The 21,378-nt window shown below is 47.1% G+C and carries 13 protein-coding genes and 2 tRNA genes; 6 read left to right on the top strand and 9 right to left on the bottom strand.

Going from position 1 to position 21,378, the window contains the following annotated elements; all coding sequences use genetic code 11:
• Window positions 1-9 precede the first annotated feature (9 nt).
• Window positions 10-870, top strand: a complete 861-nt coding sequence (locus SAPGRDRAFT_RS19890) for a response regulator (RefSeq protein ID WP_002659710.1) — start codon at window positions 10-12, stop codon at window positions 868-870.
• 354 nt (window positions 871-1,224) lie between these two features.
• On the opposite strand, the gene SAPGRDRAFT_RS13205 is transcribed toward SAPGRDRAFT_RS19890, so the two are convergent.
• The 4 genes from SAPGRDRAFT_RS13205 to SAPGRDRAFT_RS13190 all read right to left on the bottom strand — a co-directional run bounded on the left by SAPGRDRAFT_RS13205 (window position 1,225) and on the right by SAPGRDRAFT_RS13190 (window position 11,097).
• Entirely contained in the window at window positions 1,225-4,908 is a 3,684-nt protein-coding gene (locus tag SAPGRDRAFT_RS13205; protein WP_002659709.1) for a LamG-like jellyroll fold domain-containing protein, read from the bottom strand.
• A 450-nt stretch (window positions 4,909-5,358) separates the two neighbouring features.
• Window positions 5,359-8,607, bottom strand: a complete 3,249-nt coding sequence (locus tag SAPGRDRAFT_RS13200; RefSeq protein WP_002659707.1) for a T9SS type A sorting domain-containing protein — start codon at window positions 8,605-8,607, stop codon at window positions 5,359-5,361.
• A 211-nt stretch (window positions 8,608-8,818) separates the two neighbouring features.
• Window positions 8,819-9,871, bottom strand: a complete 1,053-nt coding sequence (locus SAPGRDRAFT_RS13195) for a peptidoglycan-binding domain-containing protein (protein WP_002659706.1) — start codon at window positions 9,869-9,871, stop codon at window positions 8,819-8,821.
• A gap of 128 nt (window positions 9,872-9,999) precedes the next feature.
• The gene (locus SAPGRDRAFT_RS13190; protein ID WP_002659705.1) at window positions 10,000-11,097 is read right to left on the bottom strand and encodes a glycosyltransferase family 4 protein; all 1,098 of its coding nucleotides are present in this window, start codon (window positions 11,095-11,097) and stop codon (window positions 10,000-10,002) included.
• Between the two features lie 402 nt (window positions 11,098-11,499).
• Here SAPGRDRAFT_RS13190 and SAPGRDRAFT_RS13185 point away from each other — a divergent pair, with 402 nt between their 5' ends.
• The 3 genes from SAPGRDRAFT_RS13185 (at window position 11,500) to SAPGRDRAFT_RS13170 (ending at window position 14,906) form a co-directional block, all read left to right on the top strand.
• Complete coding sequence (locus SAPGRDRAFT_RS13185) at window positions 11,500-12,240, top strand: S24 family peptidase (protein ID WP_002659704.1); 741 nt, start codon at window positions 11,500-11,502, stop codon at window positions 12,238-12,240.
• 393 nt (window positions 12,241-12,633) lie between these two features.
• A complete protein-coding gene (locus SAPGRDRAFT_RS13175) occupies window positions 12,634-13,215 on the top strand; it encodes an RNA polymerase sigma factor (RefSeq protein WP_002659703.1) in 582 nt (193 codons plus the stop codon).
• A gap of 20 nt (window positions 13,216-13,235) precedes the next feature.
• Window positions 13,236-14,906 carry a hypothetical protein gene (locus tag SAPGRDRAFT_RS13170; protein ID WP_002659702.1) on the top strand — a complete coding sequence of 557 codons (1,671 nt, stop codon included), beginning with the start codon at window positions 13,236-13,238 and terminating at the stop codon, window positions 14,904-14,906.
• 249 nt (window positions 14,907-15,155) lie between these two features.
• Here the strand turns inward: SAPGRDRAFT_RS13170 and SAPGRDRAFT_RS13165 are convergent.
• The 4 genes from SAPGRDRAFT_RS13165 to SAPGRDRAFT_RS13145 all read right to left on the bottom strand — a co-directional run bounded on the left by SAPGRDRAFT_RS13165 (window position 15,156) and on the right by SAPGRDRAFT_RS13145 (window position 16,659).
• Window positions 15,156-15,229 (bottom strand) — tRNA-His (locus SAPGRDRAFT_RS13165).
• Between the two features lie 107 nt (window positions 15,230-15,336).
• Window positions 15,337-15,410: transfer RNA gene (locus SAPGRDRAFT_RS13160), tRNA-His, on the bottom strand.
• Window positions 15,411-15,471: 61 nt separating this feature from the next.
• Complete coding sequence (locus tag SAPGRDRAFT_RS13155) at window positions 15,472-15,828, bottom strand: 4Fe-4S binding protein (protein ID WP_002659701.1); 357 nt, start codon at window positions 15,826-15,828, stop codon at window positions 15,472-15,474.
• 384 nt (window positions 15,829-16,212) lie between these two features.
• On the bottom strand, window positions 16,213-16,659 hold the full coding sequence (locus SAPGRDRAFT_RS13145) for a DUF5606 family protein (RefSeq protein ID WP_002659700.1): 447 nt from the start codon (window positions 16,657-16,659) through the stop codon (window positions 16,213-16,215).
• A 263-nt stretch (window positions 16,660-16,922) separates the two neighbouring features.
• On the opposite strand from SAPGRDRAFT_RS13145, the gene SAPGRDRAFT_RS13140 reads away from it, so the two are divergent.
• On the top strand, window positions 16,923-17,708 hold the full coding sequence (locus SAPGRDRAFT_RS13140) for a hypothetical protein (protein ID WP_002659699.1): 786 nt from the start codon (window positions 16,923-16,925) through the stop codon (window positions 17,706-17,708).
• A gap of 62 nt (window positions 17,709-17,770) precedes the next feature.
• On the opposite strand, the gene SAPGRDRAFT_RS13135 is transcribed toward SAPGRDRAFT_RS13140, so the two are convergent.
• Entirely contained in the window at window positions 17,771-19,276 is a 1,506-nt protein-coding gene (locus SAPGRDRAFT_RS13135) for a GH3 auxin-responsive promoter family protein (protein ID WP_002659698.1), read from the bottom strand.
• Window positions 19,277-19,663: 387 nt separating this feature from the next.
• Here SAPGRDRAFT_RS13135 and SAPGRDRAFT_RS13125 point away from each other — a divergent pair, with 387 nt between their 5' ends.
• Window positions 19,664-21,358: an OmpA family protein gene (locus SAPGRDRAFT_RS13125; RefSeq protein ID WP_002659697.1), complete on the top strand. Its 1,695-nt coding sequence runs from the start codon at window positions 19,664-19,666 to the stop codon at window positions 21,356-21,358.
• Window positions 21,359-21,378: the final 20 nt, after the last annotated feature.

Raw genomic sequence — 21,378 nt, 5'->3', positions numbered from 1 at the left:
GGATCTAATATGTATAAAATTCTTCTTGTAGACGACCAACCACAATATATTGAGCAGGTATTACAGGCCCTACATCCTCGGGCTCAAGATTACCAACTTCTTTTTGCCAACAATGGGCAAAGAGCTTTGGACCTTTTAAAAGAACTGGCCATAGATCTCATTTTATTGGATTGGGACATGCCGGTACTCAATGGATTAGAGACCCTAAAGCTGCTAAAATCAACAGTGACATTTGCGAATATTCCAGTGATTATGCACACTGGAGTGCATACGGCCAGCAAAGATCTACAACAGGCTTTTGAATTGGGCGCCATAGATTTTTTGCGTAAACCTGTAGATTCGACAGAACTGTTGGCTCGTTTAGAAAATGTTTTGAGTCGACAGGCGTATATGCAAGAAACAATTAGACTAGAGAGCGAAAAAGCAGCTTTATGCTTGGAGCTAAAGCAAAAAGAGCTCTTGCATTATGCGATCTGGCTAGAAGAAAAGAATGGTTTTTTGAAGAATTTTGAGCGGGAGCTGGGCGCCTTTGTGCAAGAGCAAGTGAATGCAGAAGTTCGCAGGCGGGGGCAGTTTCTTCTTCGTCAGTTGCAACGGGAGATACAGGCCAAAAGCCAATGGGAGGGGCTAAGGAATAAGGTGAATAAAACCTATGAGAATTTTTTGCGGCAATTTGAGGAGAAGCATCCACAGCTTTCTGTGGGAGACCTGAAGTTAGCGGCCTTGATTCGGGTGAAATCGCCCAACCAAGAGATTGCGGATAGTTTGCATATTGCGCTAGACTCGGTGAGTAAGAAGAAGCTGCGCTTGCGGAACAAGTTGGGTTTTGCTTCTTCTGCGGATTTGGAGCAGTATATTCTTGATTTTTAGCCCAAGTGCCCCCCTGAGAGATTCCTTAGGGAATCTCGAGGAGGGGTGGGTGGGCGGGGATCTATTAACGGATGAGGAGCGAAGCGACGAATGCCGCTTTTGGGGAAGATTGGCGGCCAAAGATTGATTTACTGGAGCTAGACCAGCTGTTGAGCGGCCCAGCGCTGCGGCGGGGTGGCCGGCAGGCCAGACCGAGTTTTTGAGCGCAGCGAAAAAACGAAGGGCCGAGCGAAGAGCGAGCCCCAAAGCATAGCGGCGGCCAGCAAAGCTGGCCGCGGGCCCAAAAAAAACCACTCCCTAGAGTAGGAAGTGGTTTGATAAGGCAGCTAAGTGCTGGCTATCAGCTATAATTGATTACTGTTTGACCACAGTAAGCTGAATTTGTTGATCGGCTTGTTGAAGCTGCAAAATATAGGTTCCTGCGGGCAAATCGGCCATAGAAAGGCTAGCCAGGCGGCCGCCCATTTGCTCTTCTTGCAAAACTAACTGCCCCATCAAATTGTAGAGACGAAGCTGTAGAGGCTGCTGCTCTAAATCAGACAGATCAATATAGACCTCATTATGACTTGGATTGGGATAAACCTTTAGTTGGCTCCAGCGATTTGCCTCTGCTAAGCCTGCGCAATTATCCATATCAAAACTTTGGTTCAGCTCGTTGCTACAGCCAAACTCATCGGTATAAGCATAATTCACGGTATAGCTTCCGTTGGCTAGCTGATTGAATAAAATGCTATCGCCGGGGCTCACTGCAGGGCCAGAAAAGAGCCCATTAGCGGGGCTAGCCTCTAGCTGAATGCTATTATCGGCGCTACAGTAAAGGCTATTTAGGTTGAGGATACTAAGTTGTGGAAGCGCTCTGGCCAGCACCTCAATTTGGCTAGTATCTTGGCAAGCATTGGCATCGGTGGCGATAAGCGTGAAAGTCGTTGTTGTTTGGAGGACAAAAGCCAGTCCATCAACTACGTTATTATCCCAGCTATAAGTTTGTCCTCCGCTTCCAGACAAACTAATACTATCGCCTTGGCAAACGGTATCGGCAGAAGCCTGCGCCATAGCCGTAGGCAAAGGCCATACGTGAATATAAATGCTATCATGGGCGGTACAACCTTGAGCGCTTGTTCCGCTAAGCAGATAAGTTTGGCTACTGTAAATGGGAAAAGCTTGTCCATCAATTACGCCATTGCTCCAGTTGTAGCTGGTAGCTCCTTGGCCGCTGAGGCTCAGCATTTGTCCTTGGCAAATAGAATCTTGGCTGCTCATAGCTGCAAGCTGTGGATAAGGATGTACCGTCACGGATAAGCTAGCTGTATCATTGCAATTATTGGCATCTGTTACCACTACTGTATAAGTAGCAGAGCTATCGGGGACAAACCCCTGGCCATTGGGCAGCCCATGGCTCCAGTTATAGCTAGTTCCGCCTGTAGCCAAGAGCGTTAAAGAATCGCTTTCACAAAGGCTGTTTGCAGAAGCTTGAATAGCTGCTGTAGGGGTTGGATTTACGGTAATACTAATGCCAGACATAGCCGTACAGCCGTTCAGATCTGTTCCTGTCAGCAAATAATTGCCATTAGACTGCGGGTAGAAAGCCTGTCCGTCAACCACATTATTGTCCCAGCTATAGCTATTGGCCCCACTACCGTAGAGCAGCAAAGGCTCGCCTTGGCAAATACTAAAAGCAGAGGCATTGGCCTGTACCATTGGGCGAGGATAAACCGTAATATAAACCTGTGCCGTATCGTTACAGCCATTGTTTAGGTTAGCCGTTACGGTATATCGACGGCTGCTGTCTGGAACAAAACTTTGGCCATTGACCAGCCCATTATCCCAGCTGTAAGTATCGGCTCCTATTGCCGTTAAGCTCAGGCTTTGGCCTGGGCAAAGCGCCATAGCAGTAGCTTGAATACTTGGGCTAGGCGCAGTGAGTAAAGGAACATAAATGCTGGCTGTATCGCTACAACCATTCGCATCGGTGGCCGTTACGGTATAACTATCGGTAGATTGAGGGACAAAAGCTTGTCCATCGCTTAAGTTATGGCTCCAGCTGTAGCTAGTTCCGCCCGCGCCAAAAAGGGCAAGGCTGTCGCCAGGGCAGAGCTGATTGGGGTTAGACAAACTCAAGTCAGGAACAATACTAGCTGCAGGTAGTGCATAAACATCTACAAAAATACTGGCCGTATTCTGGCAACCATTGGCATCCGTAGCCGTTACCGTATAACTTTGAGCTGACTGAGGCGTAAAAGATTGGCCATCTACTACCCCATTATCCCAACTGTAACTATTGGCCCCGCTAGCGCTGAGGGTCATACTTTCTCCAAAGCAAAGGCCATTGTTGGCTGGGCCCTGTAGTTGAACTTGAGGTAAGCTATTCACTACGATAGTGGTTATAGCCGTATCACGACAACCATTGGCATCAGTGCCAATAACCGTATAATCATCGGTGCTATCTGGCGCAAAGTTTTGCCCATTGGCCAAGCCCTGCGGCCAGCTGTAAGTCAAAGAAGTTGGCGCCTGAATCTGTACAGAATCCCCCGCACAAATGGCCGAGGCAGAAGGCTGCAAACTGATATTAGGCAGACTGTAAACGCTTAGCCATAGACTATCCACAACACTACAGTTGGTGTTGCTATCTGTGGCCACCACCCTATAATAAGCCGATTGACTGGGCTGAAAAGACTGTGCATTTTGTACGCTATTATTCCAAAGGTAGCTGTCTGCCCCAGAAGCCGTCAAAATAACCGACTCGCCCTGACAAACTGCAGTATCAGAAGCCTGCAACTGAATAGTTGGAGCCGCATTAACCGTTAGCTGAATGCTATCCACATCCGTACAGCCCAAAGCATCGGTAGCTGTTACCGTATAATAAGCAGACTGGCTAGGCACAAATGCCGCCCCATTATTTTGCCCAGAACTCCACTGGTAACTACTCACTACATCAAAACTGCGACATTCTGCCTCCAAAATCAAACTATCTCCAGCACAAACCGATGTGGCAGAGCTATTGATCTGAACAATCTGAAGAGGGTTGTTCGTAAAGTGTATCACAACTTGATTAGACATCTCACCTCTATACCTAGGCGCTCCATCTACCCAAACTGCACTGCTGTCTGCATTCTCAAATTGGCTATTGGCTGGCGGGTTATTAGGCGAAATATCATGTACAGAATTCCCCTGCCCCTCTTCAAAGTTGTAAAAGTAGGCCAAATCCGTATCCGTAGAATCGGTCCCATTGGCCATATCATCCTGAATCTCGGTCAAACTCAACGGACGAGACCAAAAACTGAGCTCATCTATACTCGCTCCCAACTGCCCCTGACGTTGACCATTCGCCCAAACATGCCCTATAAAACAAGTATCCAAACCTGTCTCTAAAGCCGGAATTACCTTGCTCGCATCCAAAACCCCATCAATATAAATATTCACTTCATTCGTAGCCGCTGTACGCGTAAAAGCAAAGTGATGCCATTTGTTGTCTTTTATGCTTCTGTTCCCAATCAAACTATTGGCTGTGGGGGTGCTTCCCGTTCCAGAAAGATAACGCAGCCTGCCATAAAAATGGAGAAACTGAAGGTAACGAGTAGTGCCTACTGGACGAGAAAAGGTATTGATGTACCCAAAATTAGGCGCTGTTTGCGGAATCTTAATCCAGCCCACCAAACTGAAATCTCCCGAACTAATGTCCGGACTCGGATTGATCTCTAAGGCATCGTCTGTGGCATCCAACTCAACCCCAATCCCCGGCGCTACCGCCTCTACATAAAAACTATCTGTTCGATAAGGAGAAATCGAAAACTGAAGCGGCCCTCCTGTACCCTGAACTGGCCCATCTATCAAGGCCCCATTTGTCACAGAACGCAGGTTGTATACCGTCTTAATCTGAGAGCTTGCTAAGGTGGCCGTTATGGTCTGTCCATAACTACAAGCTACAGTATCATCTACCGTCAAAGTATAAGGTACAATCGGAGCGCCTCCTATTTGCTGACTCCAAACTATCGGCCCAAACAAAAGAAAGAGCAGAAGTAAGTAATACATCTTTTTCATAAATTCATTTTTTTAATAAAAAAAAACATACTCATCACAAACAGCCCCTCCCCAGTCTAGCTCCCAAATGAGTACAAGACAAAGAAGCTTCATTAAATCGATACCCCCCCCATTTTTAACTGGACCCCAAACGGACCCCAAACGGACATCCACCGGACAGGCCTATTTTTTTGGCCTCTGCTGCGGCCTTGCGGCGCTACGTTTACTCCCTTTGGTCGTCGAACTGGCGCCTCTTCGAGGCTGGTTGTCGCAGCTCGCTGCTGTTTTGGGGCCTCCGCTGCGGCCTAACGGCCTTGCGGCGCTACGTTTCGCAGCTCGCTGTTCGCTCGGCCCTTCGGCGGCTTCGCCGCCTCGGTCTGGCCTGCGGCCACTGCTGCACATCGCTAGGCCAAATAAAAAGAGACTACTGGACAAGGCCAGTAGTCTCGCGCACAACCAGTTGTTGTCCAACTATTTTATGATCACCCGCTTGCTAATTTGCTCATTTAATCGAAGCCAATACATACCCGCAGCTAGCTTCGGAATATGCAACTGCAATTGCTGCTCGCCCCCCATTTTCTGATCAAAGATTTTACGCCCCAAACCATCAAAAAGCTCCAAGCGATAAATCCCCGCACTAAACTGCAAGTTAAACTGCCCATTATTCGGATTGGGAAATAGCTGCAGCTCAGCCAAATCTAAATGCGCTACCGATACAGGCGGCTCGTTTACAGTAGCTGTCGTGATCAACTCACAACCATTGCCATCCGTAATAGTCAAGGTATAATTTCCAGCCGAAAGATTGGTCAAACTGTCGCCAGAGGTCCCATTTGGCCAACTATACTGATAAGGTGGCGTTCCACCAGTCAAGTTAGCCGCGCCAATACTCCCATTCTCACAAGCAAAACATGGAGCGTCAATTATAGTAAGATTCACCACCAAAGGATCCGGCGAATACACTTCAATAGAAGCCGTGTCCGTACAACCCTCAAAGTCGGTTACCGTCACTTGATAACTTCCTGCGGCCAAATTACTCAAGCTGTCAAAACCAATACCACTCACCCCATTAGACCAACTAGAGGCATAACTAGAGTCTTGCCATCCCCCAGAGGTAGCCAAATAGAGCACACCATCGCTGCTGTTATGACAACTTGTCCCCGAACCACTAAGCAAGACAGCAACCAAATCACTACCCGGCTCTCTAATCTCCGCAAGGTTCACCTGAGGACAGCCATTGGCATCAGTCACCGTTACATAATAACTTCCTGCAGCTAGGTTGTTCACCACAGCATCTGCAGTCGCACTAGCATCATCCCAAAGATAGCTATAGGGCGGAGTTCCCCCATAAGCAGCAGCCATAGCACTACCATCACTGTCGTTTCGACAAGTTACATGATCCACACTGATATTCGCACCATAAAAAGATGGATGGTCGATGACTACACTATCCATGTTTTCACAACCATTGGCATCTGTTACTGTCACCATATAACTAAGCGGAGCTAGGTTATTTACAGCTGCTGTAGTCTCTCCATTAGACCAAAGAAAACTGTAGCCCGCAGTTCCACCACTAGCCAATACAACAGCCTGCCCATCCTGACTGCTAAAACAGCTGGTCATCGTAGCCGTAAAACTCAATTCAATGCTGTCTGGCTGAAGCACACTATCCTGAACTACCAACTCACAAGCCTTGGCATCAGTAATCGTTAAGCTGTATATACCAGCCGCTAAGTTACTCGCATTGGCCGTAGCCACAGAAGAAGACCAAGCAAAACTATAAGGAGCCGTTCCCCCAAAAGCTTGAGCCGCCAAAGAACCATCAGTAGCCCCAAAACAACTCGCCATCTGGCTGCTCGTTAAGGCCGAAATAGCCGAGTCTGGCTCCGAAATGTATAAGCTGTCAAAAGCCTGACAACCATTGTCGTCCGTTAAGGTCAACATATAACTGCCCGCACTCAAGTTAGCCGCAGTAGCCGTAGTCTGATTATCCGACCAAAGGTAGTTAAATGGAGCAGTGCCCCCTTCTACTACCGTAGCCGTAATGCTACCATCCACACTAGCCTTACAAGATACATCCGTCAACTGATAGTCTAAAACCATCCGACAGTTTACATATTTGGCAATAGCCGATGTAACCTGAGGCGCAGTGCTGCTCAAACTAAAGCTATTGGGGCCCAAATCAAAATCATTACTGGGAAAACCCGGAATAGAAGATACATACGATCCCGCAAACAAAATAATATCCTCAGAAGCTGGATAAAATTGACCAAATGGATTAGCCAATACATGATGAAATAGTAGTTGCCCTAAGCTGTCATAGCGAGCAACAACATTACCATAAGTACCAAAAGCAGGCACCACCTGTGTCAAAAAGGTATCGCTAATCGCCAAATCCATGCTGTTCTCAAAACTATATCCAATATAAGCACCTCCCTGATGATCCTTGGCCATGTATTCTAAAAATCCATTGTGCGCCTGTCCAAAACGAAGACTCGCATCATCCCGATAAGCTACCGTAAAATATTGTAACCCATTTGGCGCATTGCCTACACTTACATCAAAGCTGTCCGTGCCCACTAAACCAAAGGCTACACCAGCCTGAGTCTGCCCGTTAACCTCTCCACTCAATATAAGCCCCTCTGCAGTAGCCAATGCTCCTCTAAAACGAGCCGTAGCAATAGATGGATCCAACTGAGGCATCATCTTCACCCAATCTAAGGTCTTTGAAGGACTATAGCAAGCCAAAAAGTTGGCATAATCATATGCTGGATATAGATGGGCCGTGTCACTAGATGGGTCAAAATCTGGACTAGAAGGAAAAGTAGGACGCCCCTCTACCGTTCCCGCCAAATAAATCTTAGACTCATGTATAGCTAAAGCCGCAATCTCCGCCCCATCATTCTCTAAACTAAAGGCCCACTGTAATTGTCCCAAAGGATTTAACTTGGCCAAATAACCATAGTTCTCAGTGGTCGCACTTACTGGCGGAAATGTGCTCCCTGACGTAAATGGAGCCGAGTATAAATCTGCCCCAGACCCCGGATCTAAATCAATGTCCCCAAAAAAGTTTCCCGCAATATATACATCGCCAAATTCATCAAAGGCAAGACCTCTTATCCCTAGTAGATTACTGCCACTAGCCGCAGGCGCCTGAATGTATTCCGGATACAAATGACCCCAAGCTAAACTCCCATCAGTATTGTACTTCACCAAAAATGAGGTCTCATGAAAAGTCCCCCGATTCGCATCCTCATACAAAATATAACCTGCTAAGTTCTGTACAGCCAACGTCGGATCAATGTCTACCGTATCACTCAAACCTCCAGCTAGATAGATGTCCCCAACTGCAGAAACCTGAAATACTATAGACGAGTATAAACTGGCCACTAAGGGCGTGTTAATCGCCCAAATTAACCCTCCCTGATCATCGTACTTCGCTAAATATCCCTCCTGAGCAGAAGGATTAACCTGCCCAGTAGCCAAAAACTGACTGTTGTAAATAATACTGCTCCCTGCAGAAGGATCCGCATCCAATGAATCCAAAACCGTCCCATAAACATAGATGTTCCCACTGCTGTCTGTCATGATATGGCTGGCCGAGTTAGAGCCTCCCCCACCAATGTCATAGGCCCAATCTAACTTTAAGTCCTGCGCCCATAGACTGCCAGAAAATAAACATAGGACTAGTAGTAAATAATAGTCTAATGATCTCTTAATCATAATAATCATTTTAAGGTATAGCTGATAATTTTATCTTGTTTTAAGCCCACTAAAAACTTACTACAAATTTATCCCAGCCTCTTTCTTAAAACGAATCTGCCCAAGGACCACAGCCAGACCACATGCAGACATCAACCGGACACACCCCCAAAACCAACAAAAGCCCCAGCCGATTTCGGCTGGGGCTTTTCTCTTCATTTAAAGTCCCGCTTTATCCAGTAACCTTAAAGGTAAACTCTACATGGTCTACAGGCTCATTCATTTGCCCTTTCTTAATGATCCGACGAACACCAGAACCCGATACCGGCACTAGCCCCGCTACTTTGTCCGCAAATACAGAACGATTCCCATTAGGTACCACATCCAAAGCCTGATTACTCAAGTGCTTACTCGATACCCGCCCTCTGTTCTGATCTCTTTTCTGCCACCAGTCAGCAAAGGCCTGAATGTTTCCGCTGTACTTCCGACAAGCATCCAATACATCTTGGCCATACCATTTACGCACAGTCTTCGCCCCACGACCAGGCAAGGTCTGCGTCATCGTAATCCGAGCCTGATCATGATAGGTTCTAATGGTAGAGGTTACTGTTGCGCCCGTCATACCACAAGCCGCCAAAATACTCTTGAGTAACTTCTCCGCTCTGCTGTTCAACTTAACCGCCTTCGAGCCATAACTCAAACTGACATTCCCCGCATTGGGGTGGCTAAAGTCTTTGCCCGAAACACCCCCCTCTTCACTACTGTCTGTAGCCGAAGAACTATCCGAACTACTGCTGCTGTCATCCGAACTCGCAGAAGCTGCGCCATTAAGCGCCTGCCAACTCTGCCCTCCAGGATCAATCCGCCCATCAGCCCAACCAAAAGCCGCCTGCTGAAAAGCTTTGATCTCGCCAATAGTACCCGGCCCAATCAATCCATCTACGGCCAAATTATGCCCCTTGGCCTTCAATAATTCCTGAACCAACTGCACATCGGCCTTGTCATTGGTTCCACCACGACCCACAGAGGCCTTTATCGTTTTCTGATTGCTCTCCAACTCCGCAGGAGGAGCCCCAGCTTCTTCATCTTCACCAGCCTCGGCCTGAGCCGAATCAATCTTATCCTCCAATAAATCACCCAAGCTGTTAATCAAGCCCTCAATTTTATCCAATTGATCTTGCTCCTCTTGGTCAATTTTACCATCGGCCAAAAATAATTCCTTTAAGGTGGTCAACTGAGCATTGTACTGCCCAATAAGCCCCTGAATCTTACCTAAATCTGCCATATAACTGTTCTTTACTGTTTTTATAATTCTTCTCCAGAAAGATACAGAAATCAATAGCAAAAAACCAATTAGACGCTTAACTTTTCAAGCAGATTTCACAAGCCCTAAATAACCAACGCTCCCCTCCCCTACTTTTTCTTTGCCACTAATTCATCAAAAAAGGCCAAATAACGCTCCTTTTGAGCCACTACAGCATACTCTTCCAACACCCTTTGACGACCCGCCCGGCCCAGCTTTTCCCGCAACTCCGCCGATTCAATCAAAGCCGAAAGCTGCGCAAACCACTCCTCCTCATTATGCGCCAAGTAACCATTGACGCCCTGCTCAATGATTTCCGTATTTACCCCCACTGCCGACATCACCGCAGGCAAACCCAAAGCCATATATTGCAAACCCTTCAAGCCACATTTCCCCTTGGTCCATTCATCCGTCGGCAAAGGCATCAAACCAATATCCAACTCCACCAATTGCTCCATCTCATCCGCTTCAGTCCAAGCTACCCCCCGAATGCCCAACTCAGGCAAACTATAATTCGCATCCCCTATCAACTTAAAGTATATCTTATCCCCATACTTCTCCTTCAAACGACGCAAAACCGGCAACAACTGCTCAAAGTATTGTACCGTAGAAAAACTCCCCGTCCAACCAATACAAACCGCCGCATCCGCCGCCTTAGCCGGCTTAAATTTAGGATGATGCCGCTGCTCATCCACAGTCGTCGGCAATACCTTTACACAATCATTATATTGCCTAGCATAATCCGCCAAATAACAATTCCCCGCAAATACCATATCCGCCAAAGCAATTAACTCCGCCGTCTTATTCGCATTCTTCAAAAACCCTAAAGCACTATTATTAGCCGATACATTCTGCAACCATATAGAGTCGTCAAAGTCAAAAACTAAGGGCGCCCGCTTAGCAAAACGACGCTCAAAAAAAGAAGTCCCCAACATAAAGGCCTCCCGCTGCACATAAATTACATCAAATTGCTTGGCCCAAGACCCAGAAGCCCGCCAAAGCCGCCAAACACTCTTCAACAATACCCTCATTTTACCCAAATACTGCCCCGCTCCATAAAAAACAGGATCATCCTCCGCCTCAATCAAATAAGAGAGCTCATACTCATAACCATGCTCCTCCAAAAAATCTAAATACTGCTCATACCGAAAACGCTGTGAAGGCGAGCGATTTGGCCGATGTAAAGCCACAAAAAGAATCCGTTTCATACTGTTTTTTAGCCTGTTGTTTTTTGGGGCTGCCCCCTCAGTTCCTTCGGGGTCGGGCTGTTTCGCAGCTCGCAGGTCTGCTCGGCCCTGCAGGCTTTTTCGCTTCGCTTCAAAAGCCCTGGGTCTGCCGCTACGCGCCACTGCTGTCCATCCCTCAGCCGGCTCGCTTCGCTCGCCCCTGCCGCAGAATATAAGCAGCGCTTTTAAAACCCCGCCCAAAAGTAAGACTTAATCAATTCATTTAATAATAGTGGCTTAGGATTCCCCTTCTTATCTCCAACAAGATACAACTTCCTGTTTTTATTTGCAAAAATATATGCAACTATTTGTTTTTAAACGGATTTGTTTTAGATTTGTAGCGCAAGGGGACTTGTTCCTCCTCTGCTCGCCAAATGATCCACTATGAAAAATCAAAAAAAGGAGAAGCGCTTAGCCATGAATCGTCGTTTTATCAAGGCCTTTAAAGCCTTAGAGGAAAAAGGGGATATTGTCCCCAATAGCCACGATAAAGGGATGACCAAACTCTCTTTGCTCTTTTGGGACAAAAAAGGAAACGGGCATCTAGTCCGCGCATTTCTCAACCCCCAAAGTAGCCGCGCTATCGATTTTGATAAAGCCAGCCGCTTTTGTGAAGAATTTGGCGTCAATAAGGATTATCTGCTCCAAGGAAAAGGCCCCATGTTCGGCGAGGAAGACGCTCCCGCCTTCGCCAATGGCGAATTAGCCTCCGATTATGGATATGGCTCCCAAATCTTATATTCTAGCCAGGCCGCTTTTGCTAGCTCGGCCCTAGGCATAGATTCCTATGAGGAAGGACAGTATTTTAGCCTGCCCGGCCTCTCTCAAGGCGATTATGTGGCCTTTACAATTAGTGGCGACTCTATGCAACCTACTCTCAGCAATGGAGATTTGGTCATCTGCCGCCCCCTAGAAGGTATCGAAAGGGTTCAAGAAAATGAAGTCTACGCCATCGTCAGTAGCCATGGCGTCCAAGTTAAACGCATCCAAAAGGTCTTTAACAAAAATCGACTAACTCATCTCAAACTTATTTCTGATAACTACCTAGAACATGACCCCTTTATGGTGGAGGTCGCAGAAGTACGCAAAATTATGAAGGTGGACCGAAAGGTAACCGCTATCTAAACGCCCCGCCCGCTTTTCCAAAATACAGCTTACAAACAATTGATATACCCCGCCCCTTAGCCCCAGCTAAGGGGCTTTTTTTGATGCACTTATTTGCATCTAGAGGCGGCGAAGCCGCCGGCTGAGGGGCTGTAGCAGGGCCGCCGAAGGCGGCAGACCCAGGCGGCAAAGCCGCCGCAGGGCCGAGCAGACCTGCGAGCTGCGCAATGGCCCGACCCGAGCGAAGCGAGTGGGCAGCCCCAAAAAAACTACAACATTATCTCCCTGTTTTTTAGGCCAAACCATAGAGCTAGGCAGCAAAGCCCCTATCTTCAACGTATTAGAAACAACTGGGAAAACTTGCCCCAGATCGAGAGAATGCACCCCATTTCCCTCCACCGATAATTATCTGCTATGGATTTTGCCTTGAATATATCATCTAAAAAAGAGCGAGAGCGAACCGCCAAAGAGCAAGAAGCTCAGCTCATCAAAGCCTGCTTAGAAGAAAAGCGTTGGGCCCAAAAAGAACTCTACGAGCGCTTTTATGGGCGCATGCTAGGGGTCTGTCTGCGCTATTCTAATAATAGTGAAGATGCCCGCGATATCCTCAATGAAGGCTATATCAAAGTGTTTCGCTATCTGCATCGCTACAAAATAGGGACCTCCCTAGATGCTTGGATCAGACGGATTATGATTAACACCTCTATTGACTTTTACCGCAAGGCAATTCGCCACCGCAGCGAAAATATAGAGACCGCCCAACACAAAATTTCTGAAGATGCCGACGCCATTAGTCGCTATTCTGCCAAAGAAATTATGGCAGTGATCCAAAAACTGCCGCCCTCCTATCGGGCCGTATTTAATCTATATGCCATAGAGGGCTACTCGCATAGAGAAGTGGCCCAACAATTAGGAATTACCGAAAGTACCTCCCGCTCCAATTTAGTGAAGGCCCGGGCCAAACTAAGAGAGTACATTAAACAATTATATCACTAAGCGCTAGAGCTAGTTCGCTTATGAAAGAAGATTTTGACAAATTCGATGAATATAGCCGAAAACTCTTTAATGATTTTGAGGCAGAGGCCCATCATCTGGAAGAGGATTGGATGAAGTTTGAAGCCCGTTTGGACGCTAGCCAAAAGAAAGATGAGCAATTAGATCAATTGGTCCTTGCCGCTTTGGGCGATTTTGAAGCCAATGAGCTGAGCATGGAAGAGGATTGGGACCGCCTACAAACGGACTTGGACCTCAATGCCGAGGAGACCGAAGAGCTGGATGCCCTCGCTAGGCAGGCCTTGGCAGCCTATGCTGCTACAGAGGAAGAAATGCCCGAGGATTGGAGCCGCCTAGAAGCCGCCCTAGAGGAAAAAAAGGACCGGCCCGCTGTTTTTTGGTTCAAAACTATGGAGGCTGGCCTGCTGTTGCTCTCGCTCTTTACCCTAATTAACCTCTTTTATTTGCATCCGATGCAGGAAGAAGCCACTGGGGATAAAGGCCAATCTAGCAAGACAAATACCGCCAATGATTTGGCCCAAAATAGTCCTTCAGCTAAGACGCAAAGCGGTCAAAAAGATTCGCAAGCTTCCTTTTCGGCTGGAGAAAATACGGCCCTAACTAATGCGCTTCGCCTTAGTGAGGAGCCGCAGCAGATTGCGATGGGCAGTCCCCTACTACAAAAGCAGCCCGCAGGGGCATTTTCGGCAAGCTTTGGGGCTGGCGCAAAATTACCGCCCTTTATTCAGGGCCAAAACTTTGCAAAAGCAGCCGCTGGAGCTCAGGCTAATCTCTTGGCCACAAGCCAAGAGAAAACCGCTAAGCAAGCAGAAAACAGCGGTCAGGTAGAGGGAACCGAAGAAGACGCTCGTCCGGAAGACAGCAACCAAAAGGAAGAGCAAAATAAGGAAGCCGCTGTTTTTGCGGCCCTCGACCTAGAAGATCAGGGGCTGTCCTTGGCTAATTATTTGGCCAAAAAGGACAGCAATGATTTGGATAAATTGAAAGGGGACCTCAGTTTTCAGCTCAAAAGTCCCTATAGCTTTCCCAAGGTCTATAATCGCCATCGTCATTTGGGCCTATATACGGGCCTCAATTTGGGCCTAGGCGAAACGGCCAATTTGGGTAGTGGACAAGCGGGTTTGCAGTTTGGTCTACAGCTAGAGCAGGAGCTCAACAAAAAATGGGGCTTGTCTTTGGGCCTATTTTGGCAGCAGCAGAACTATGCGCTTTTTGAGCAGTCTAGCCTCCTCATGCCCGATGGCCTAAGCTACAGCCGCCAAATCAATAAGGAGGAGCGCTTGCAGTTGTTGCAGTTGCCTTTGCAGCTTCGCTATAGCCTATATATTGATAATAAATGGGAGTTGCAAGCCTTGGCTGCCGGCCTTTATCAGTTGTCTTTGCAGCGGCAGCAGCGGGGCCAAGAAGAGCTAATTGGGCAACAGGCGGCGGGACAAATCCTCCAAAGAAGCTATCTACCTACAGATTCTCCCAATTCGGCCCTTTTGCAAGAGGGGAGCTGGGCCAATAATCAACAATTTGCCTTGCAGTTGGGCTTGGGCCTCGATCGCCAATTGGGCGATCACTACCGCCTGTCTTTGCAGGCCCATTATCTCCGCCAATTGGCCCAAAACGAACAGATGGCCGCTCATCATTTTCAGTTGTTGGTGGGCCTAAAATATCGCTTACCTTAATTCTTTTTTTGGGGCCCGCGGCCGCCCTTTTTAGGAGGGGCGGCCGCCGCTATGCTGCGGGGCTCACAGGTCTGTTCGGCCCTGCAGGCAGGCTTTGCCTGCCTTTGGTCTGGCCCTTCGGGCCACCCGCTCCGCAGCGCTGGGCCTTTGGCCTAACGGCCATGGCGGCTTCGCCGCCTCCCTAGCCCTAAATTGGGCCAAAAAAAAAGCGAGATTGTTTTCACAATCTCGCTTTTGCTCTTAATGTAGGGAGAGTGATGGGTTTCGAACCCACGACCTCCAGAACCACAATCTGGCGCTCTAACCAACTGAGCTACACCCTCCATCTTGAAGCGGTACAAATATAAAGCAGCTTTTTGGATAATCCAAGTTTTGGCCCAAAAAAAAAGCGAGATACTAAATAGTATCTCGCTTTTGCTCTTAAATGTAGGGAGAGTGATGGGTTTCGAACCCACGACCTCCAGAACCACAATCTGGCGCTCTAACCAACTGAGCTACACCCTCCATCTTGAAAGCGGCACAAATATAAGTTAGCAAAACGAAAAGACCAAATTTTGCAGGAAAATTATTCTTCGCTAGGGTGCATAATTGCTTTTTTCTGGAGCAGGGTAGCTTCCGTCTCTACATGTTCGGGGTCTGGCAGGCAGCAATCTACGGGGCAGACGGCGGCACATTGGGGTTCTTCATGAAAGCCGACGCATTCGGTGCATTTATCGCTTACGATAAAATAGAAATCATCGGAAACGGGTTCGTTCATGAGGCCTGCATTGGCGGTTTTGCCGTTATGCAGTTGGAAATCGCCTTCTACTTCGGTGCCTTCTTCATAGGACCATTCTACGCCGCCTTCATAGATGGCGGTATTGGGGCATTCGGGTTCGCAGGCTCCGCAGTTGATACATTCGTCAGTGATAATGATGGCCATAAATAGAAAAATTATAGGGCAGTAAAGAATCAGTTCGTTGGAAAAAAGTCTTAGTTAGGGACTTTTTGTGTGGAGGGCTAATTATTTTGCGCTCCAACAAGAAACGTCAAAGATAGCAAGCAGTTTAAAGAAAGGGGAGAATTTGGTCCCAAAACTTTTGCCCTGCATGCAGGGCATTTGGGGCGGCCTGCGGCTGCCCTTTGTTGTGGCCTAGCGCTGTGGAGGGGTGGCCGCAGGCCAGACCGAGCTGGCGAAGCCAGCGAAGGGCCGAGCGAGCAGCGAGCCCTGCAACATAGCGCCGCAGCTTTGCTGCGGAGGCCCCAAAACATAAAAAAGCCAACCCTAAAAAAGAGTTGGCTAAAACTTTATAGAAGCAAAGGCGGCTTAGGCCTCTGTATTTTCTTCTTCGGTAGCTTCTTCTTCTACAACAGGGTCGGGTTCTAGGTCAATGATGCCACGATCGTTGAGGAAATTGAACCACTTAATAATTTTCTTGATATCAGAGATCAGTACACGGTCTGTATCGTGGCTGGGCAAAATTTCTAGAAAATAGCTACGGAGTTCTTGAGGTTTGGCTTTAGAGGTAGGCGTAGGCAGCTGCTCGAGTTGGCTCAACATATTGCGAAAAACCTGTTTAAGGTCTACGGAATCTTGTTCATCTTCTGTATAGATAGAGATAGATTCTAGAGGAGTAAACTGATGTACTCGTCCGGAGGCGAACATTCTCTTTTTGCTATCTAGCTCTTCTAGAATAAGGCCATTGGGGCGGTTGGCAGCCATGCGATAAATGCCTGGGCGTCCGCTTACCGCCACGAGTCGTTCTAGGTTCATTATATATTACATTTATTTAAATAAAATCGAAAGCTAAAAGGGGCTACAATAAGGGCCCTCACAAAAGCATTAGGGGCTAATAATGAAGGGGCCATTATGGAGCGAAATCCAAAAATACAAATACATTTACTAATGTAAAGGGACAATCAATTTTTTTTTATCTTGTCCTTAGTCTCTCAGAGCTCACTCCATTCCCCAAAATCAAAAATTATATTTCAATCTGCGGCCATTGGCAGAGCCAGGCCGGCAAAAAAAAACACAGTATGAGAACCTTGACTTGTTTAGTATTGCTGCTCTTGGCAGGCAGTGGGGCATTTGCTCAGAAGGAAAAGGCCAGTGGGGCCAATACCTTACAGTATAGTGAGTTTATTCCGGTAGAGCCCATTGAGTTTTATGACAATGTAGAGGTAGCCGACAATGAGGGCAATGTAGATCTGAAGTACATCAAGAGCATGGACAAGCGCGAACTACTAGAGTACTTGACCAATGAAACGGTTTTGGTTTCTGTTGCAGAGGTAGATCCGACAGGAAAAATGAGTTTTATTCCTGGCCGAGTATCGGATAAGGGCATGCAATATATTGTGACCATGGACTACCTCAAGTTTGCCACCTTGGAGGTAAAAAAAGAGGGCGATCTAGCTGGCGAAGCTGCTGCTGGCGTGGGTTTTCGGGTCATTTTAAACATTTCTTCTCGGGCCAAGGACATCAACCTCAGTGATATTTTTAGTATTGGTATGGCTGCCACAGACAAAAAAGTGTATGGTTCTGTGCGGGTAGAAGCCATTGGTTTGCACGATCCAGAAATCACTTCGGTCATTCCTTTGCCTAGCGAAATTAGCGGGGCGTCTATTCAGTCGGTCATGCAAGCCATTACCATTATCAAGTATAAAATTTATGATGAAAAGACCCGCCTCCATCCACAAATTGTAGGCATACGTGGCACCAAAGAAGGCGTAACGCTTCAGGAACTCCGCGAGGCGGTTATGAAGTACCACAAGTTGGGCAAGAAGAATGTAGCCACCAACAAAAGTGCCCCAAAAAAGAAGTAGTCTAGTCTCTACTGAGCAGAAAAAAGGCCAGCGAATTTCGCTGGCCTTTTTTGGTTTGTCGATTAAGCGGAGGGAAACAACTCTCGGAGTTTATCGGCAATTTTGCGATCATCGGATAGACGAGGCACCTTATTCTGTCCGCCTAATTTGCCAATAGACTTCATATATTGTCGGAAGGCATCGGCTGGAACTGGGCGAATTTTCAGCGGCTGCAACACCTTGTCACGGACCAAGTCCTCATAATAAATATTTTGTTTGCGCATGGCCAAATCGAGGCGCTCGGCTAGCAGCTCCAAGTTTTGCGGCAGCTGATCAAAGGCAATCCACCATTCATGATAGGGCTTACCGCCTTCAGGGGGATTTACCTCTGGGGCCACCGAAAACTCCACCACCTTGGCGGGTTCTACTTCTAGGGCTTCCAAAAGGGCCTGTTCCACTTCTTTGCCAATTACATGTTCGCCAAAGGCCGAAATATAATGCTTGATGCGGCCCGTGACCAAAATTCGATAAGGATCTTTAGAGATAAACTGCACCGTATCGCCAATGCTATAGCCCCAAAGCCCCGCATTGGTATTTAATACTAGGGCATAGTTTACACCCAGCTCCACCTCGGCCAAAGATAGACGGGGCGGATGTTCAGAAAAGTATTGGTCGGCAGGCACAAACTCGAAGAAAATGCCCGAATTGATATTGAGCAAAAGCCCCGGCGCATCTTGCTGGTCCTGATAGGCAATAAAGCCCTCAGAGGCAGGATAAGTCTCTACAGAAGGAATCCGCCCCCCTACCAAAGATTCTAATTTCTCTCGATAGGGCTCAAAATTGACGCCCCCATAAACAAAGATAGAGAGATTGGGAAAAACCTCTAAAACGGTCTTTTTGCCCGTGCGCTCCAACAAACGCTCATAATACATTTGTACCCAGGGCGGAATCCCCGAAATTAAACGCATATCTGCATCCATCGTCTCTTCTACAATCCGGTCCAATTTTTCTTCCCAATCTTCTATGCAATTGGTCTCATAAGAAGGCAGCTGATTACCCTTTAACCAACTGGGCACCAAATGGTTAGAGATTCCAGAAAGCCGACCGAGCAAAATATCTCCCTTTTTTTCTAGTTCAGGAGAGCCCGACAAAAAGATCATTTTCCCATCCATAAAATCGGCCTTGCCCGTCTGGGCAATATAATTAAAGACCGAATTTCGGGCTGTTCCAAAATGATTGGGAATACTTTCTTTGGTTAGGGGAATAAATTTGGCTCCCGAAGTTGTGCCCGAAGTTTTTGCATAATATTTGGGCCGAGCTTTCCAAAGCACATTTTCCTCCCCCGCATTGATGCGATCCACATAAGGCCGCAAAGCCTCATAATCAACCAAAGGCACCTGCTGCTTAAAGCTGGCATAATCTACAATTTTATCAAACTGATGGTCCTTGCCATAAGCTGTAGTTTGGCCCACCGCCACCAATTCTCGCCGGATTTTCTCCTGATAGTCCAGCCCCTTTAGTGCTTGCCCATTTTTTTGCTTACTAATGTAGCGAGCAAGCTGCTTAATAAGGAAAGATTTTATAGACATGAATATATTTTTTGATGATTTCTTAAAGACGAAGATCCAAAATCAGGGGCAAAGGCAAAAGTATTTTCCTATTTTTTTGGGGCTGCCCCTCGCTTCGCTCGGGTCGGGCTGTCTCGCAGCTCGCAGGTCTGCTCGGCCCTGCAAGCTTTTTCGCTGCGCTTCAAAAGCTTTGGGTCTGCCGCCTTTGGCGGCCCTGCTGCCCATCCCTCAGCCTGCGGCCCTATCGGGCCTGTAGAGCCGCAAAAGGCCAAAGCATAAATTTTATAGATTAAATATAGAAATCAGGCTAAAGCCCTGCTTTTCGGCAAGTTTTCTTATATTTGCCCACTGTTAAAGTAACAAACAAAACTGTTGTCCATCATTTTATTTCATACAAAAATTGTCAGAATGAAGAAGTTATATTTAAGCTGCTTATTGATGCTCTTGAGCTTTGGCATGGCCTCTGCCCAAGACTTGCAAGATAGCTTTGAACTTTACTTCGAGTTTAATCGTGCTATCCTAAAACAGGAAAGTAAAACGCAGATCGACTCTTTCTTGGAGGCCACTAAAGGCCGCCGTCTTGCGGTACGTATTGCAGGTTATACTTGTGATATCGGAACCGAAAACTACAACATGGGCCTCTCTGAGCGCCGTGCCGAATCTGCCTTTGAATACCTCAAGGAAGTTGGAGAACCCGAAGATAAAATGGAGCTATTTTTCTACGGAGAAAAAGACCTTAAGTACGGTCAGGGCGGTGTAGCCGAAAACCGCCGTGTGTATTTCCTCTTCACGCTAGAAGATGATGATCGCGATACCCTTTTGCAAAAAGGTTGCTTGGAAGTCTTCGTTGAAAAAGGAACCTTCAAGCCTAAAAAGAATAAAGACATTACCTTTACCTACAAAAGCTTGTCTACTGCCCGTGAAGTAGCTCAAGCCGGTATCAAAATGGAAGACGAAAACGGCAAAGGCGTTTATGCCAATGCTATCGCTTACTTTGATGCTAAAGTAGATGGCAATGCCCTAAAAGCTGGCAAAACCCTTAAGGTAAAAATGCCCGCAGTTGGCCAAGATGCCGAAGGCTTTATGCTCTATACTGGCGTAGATAATGGCGGTACCATTACTTGGAAAAGCACAGGTAAGCCCTGTGGTAGCCTAGTAAAAGAAGGCGATTGCTCTACCTATAACTTCGAAATGGAAGTAAACGGCTACTGTGGCTGCCTAAAGCCCCGCGCTTGTGAAGAAGATTGTAGCGAAGACCCCTTCGGTGGTGAGCGTCTACCTAACCTAGAATCTGCCGATATCCGCTATAGCAGTGAAGGTTCTGTGGCCCAAATCAAAAATGGTACTTATACTCAAGACATCGCCAACATGGATGTTCAAGTAGTAGATGAGCCCAACAAAGAATCTGATTGCGACATCTGTGATCAGTTCCAGTACGGTATCGCTACCGAAGATTGGTTCCCCGCTTTTGCCAACATGAATGATAGCAAAAACGTAATCGTTAAGGCTAAAAACTCTGCTGGCGAAGCTCAGCAAGGTGATGGCAACCGTGGCATGCGCATTATGCTTCCCCGCGATAAAGTAACTGAAACTAATCCTGTTTTGCTTACTGGCCGCCTCACAAAGCAAGGCTACATGAAATGGGAAACTTCTAAGTATGAGCAAGCTACTTGCCTTGGTCCTATCAACTGTGACTATATCGTTTTTGATGTTCCCGCTACTGGTAACTACAAATTGGGCGAATGGAACGAAAACCCCGATGCTGCAGGTGAAGATACTTATGTACTCAAAACTCGTGTACTCCGTAACTCTACTATCCTTGTGGCCAACAAGAAAACAGGCTATGTGTACCGCGCGAAAAATGTAACTCGCAAAGGTAAAACTCGTACCAAAGAGTACCACATCCGCCAAGATGAGAACATGGATGATATCATCGTTCTTCAGCGCTACCAGCACAAGAAGAAAGCTGAGAAAAAGCGTTATGCTGAGGTGAAATTGACTGACCTTAAGTATAAGAAGAAAAAGAAAATGTACGTACTTCGTAAGCGTACTAGCAAGAAAATCAAAGAGTGGGACGAAATGGACCTCAACCTTTGTAAATAATTGCTTCTTTAAGCTTTAAT

It is taken from the genome of Saprospira grandis DSM 2844 (genome assembly GCF_000275825.1).
GTDB lineage: Bacteria > Bacteroidota > Bacteroidia > Chitinophagales > Saprospiraceae > Saprospira > Saprospira grandis_A.
The sequence above is the reverse complement of the archived record's forward strand: the minus strand, read 5'-3'. Positions and strand labels throughout refer to the sequence as shown.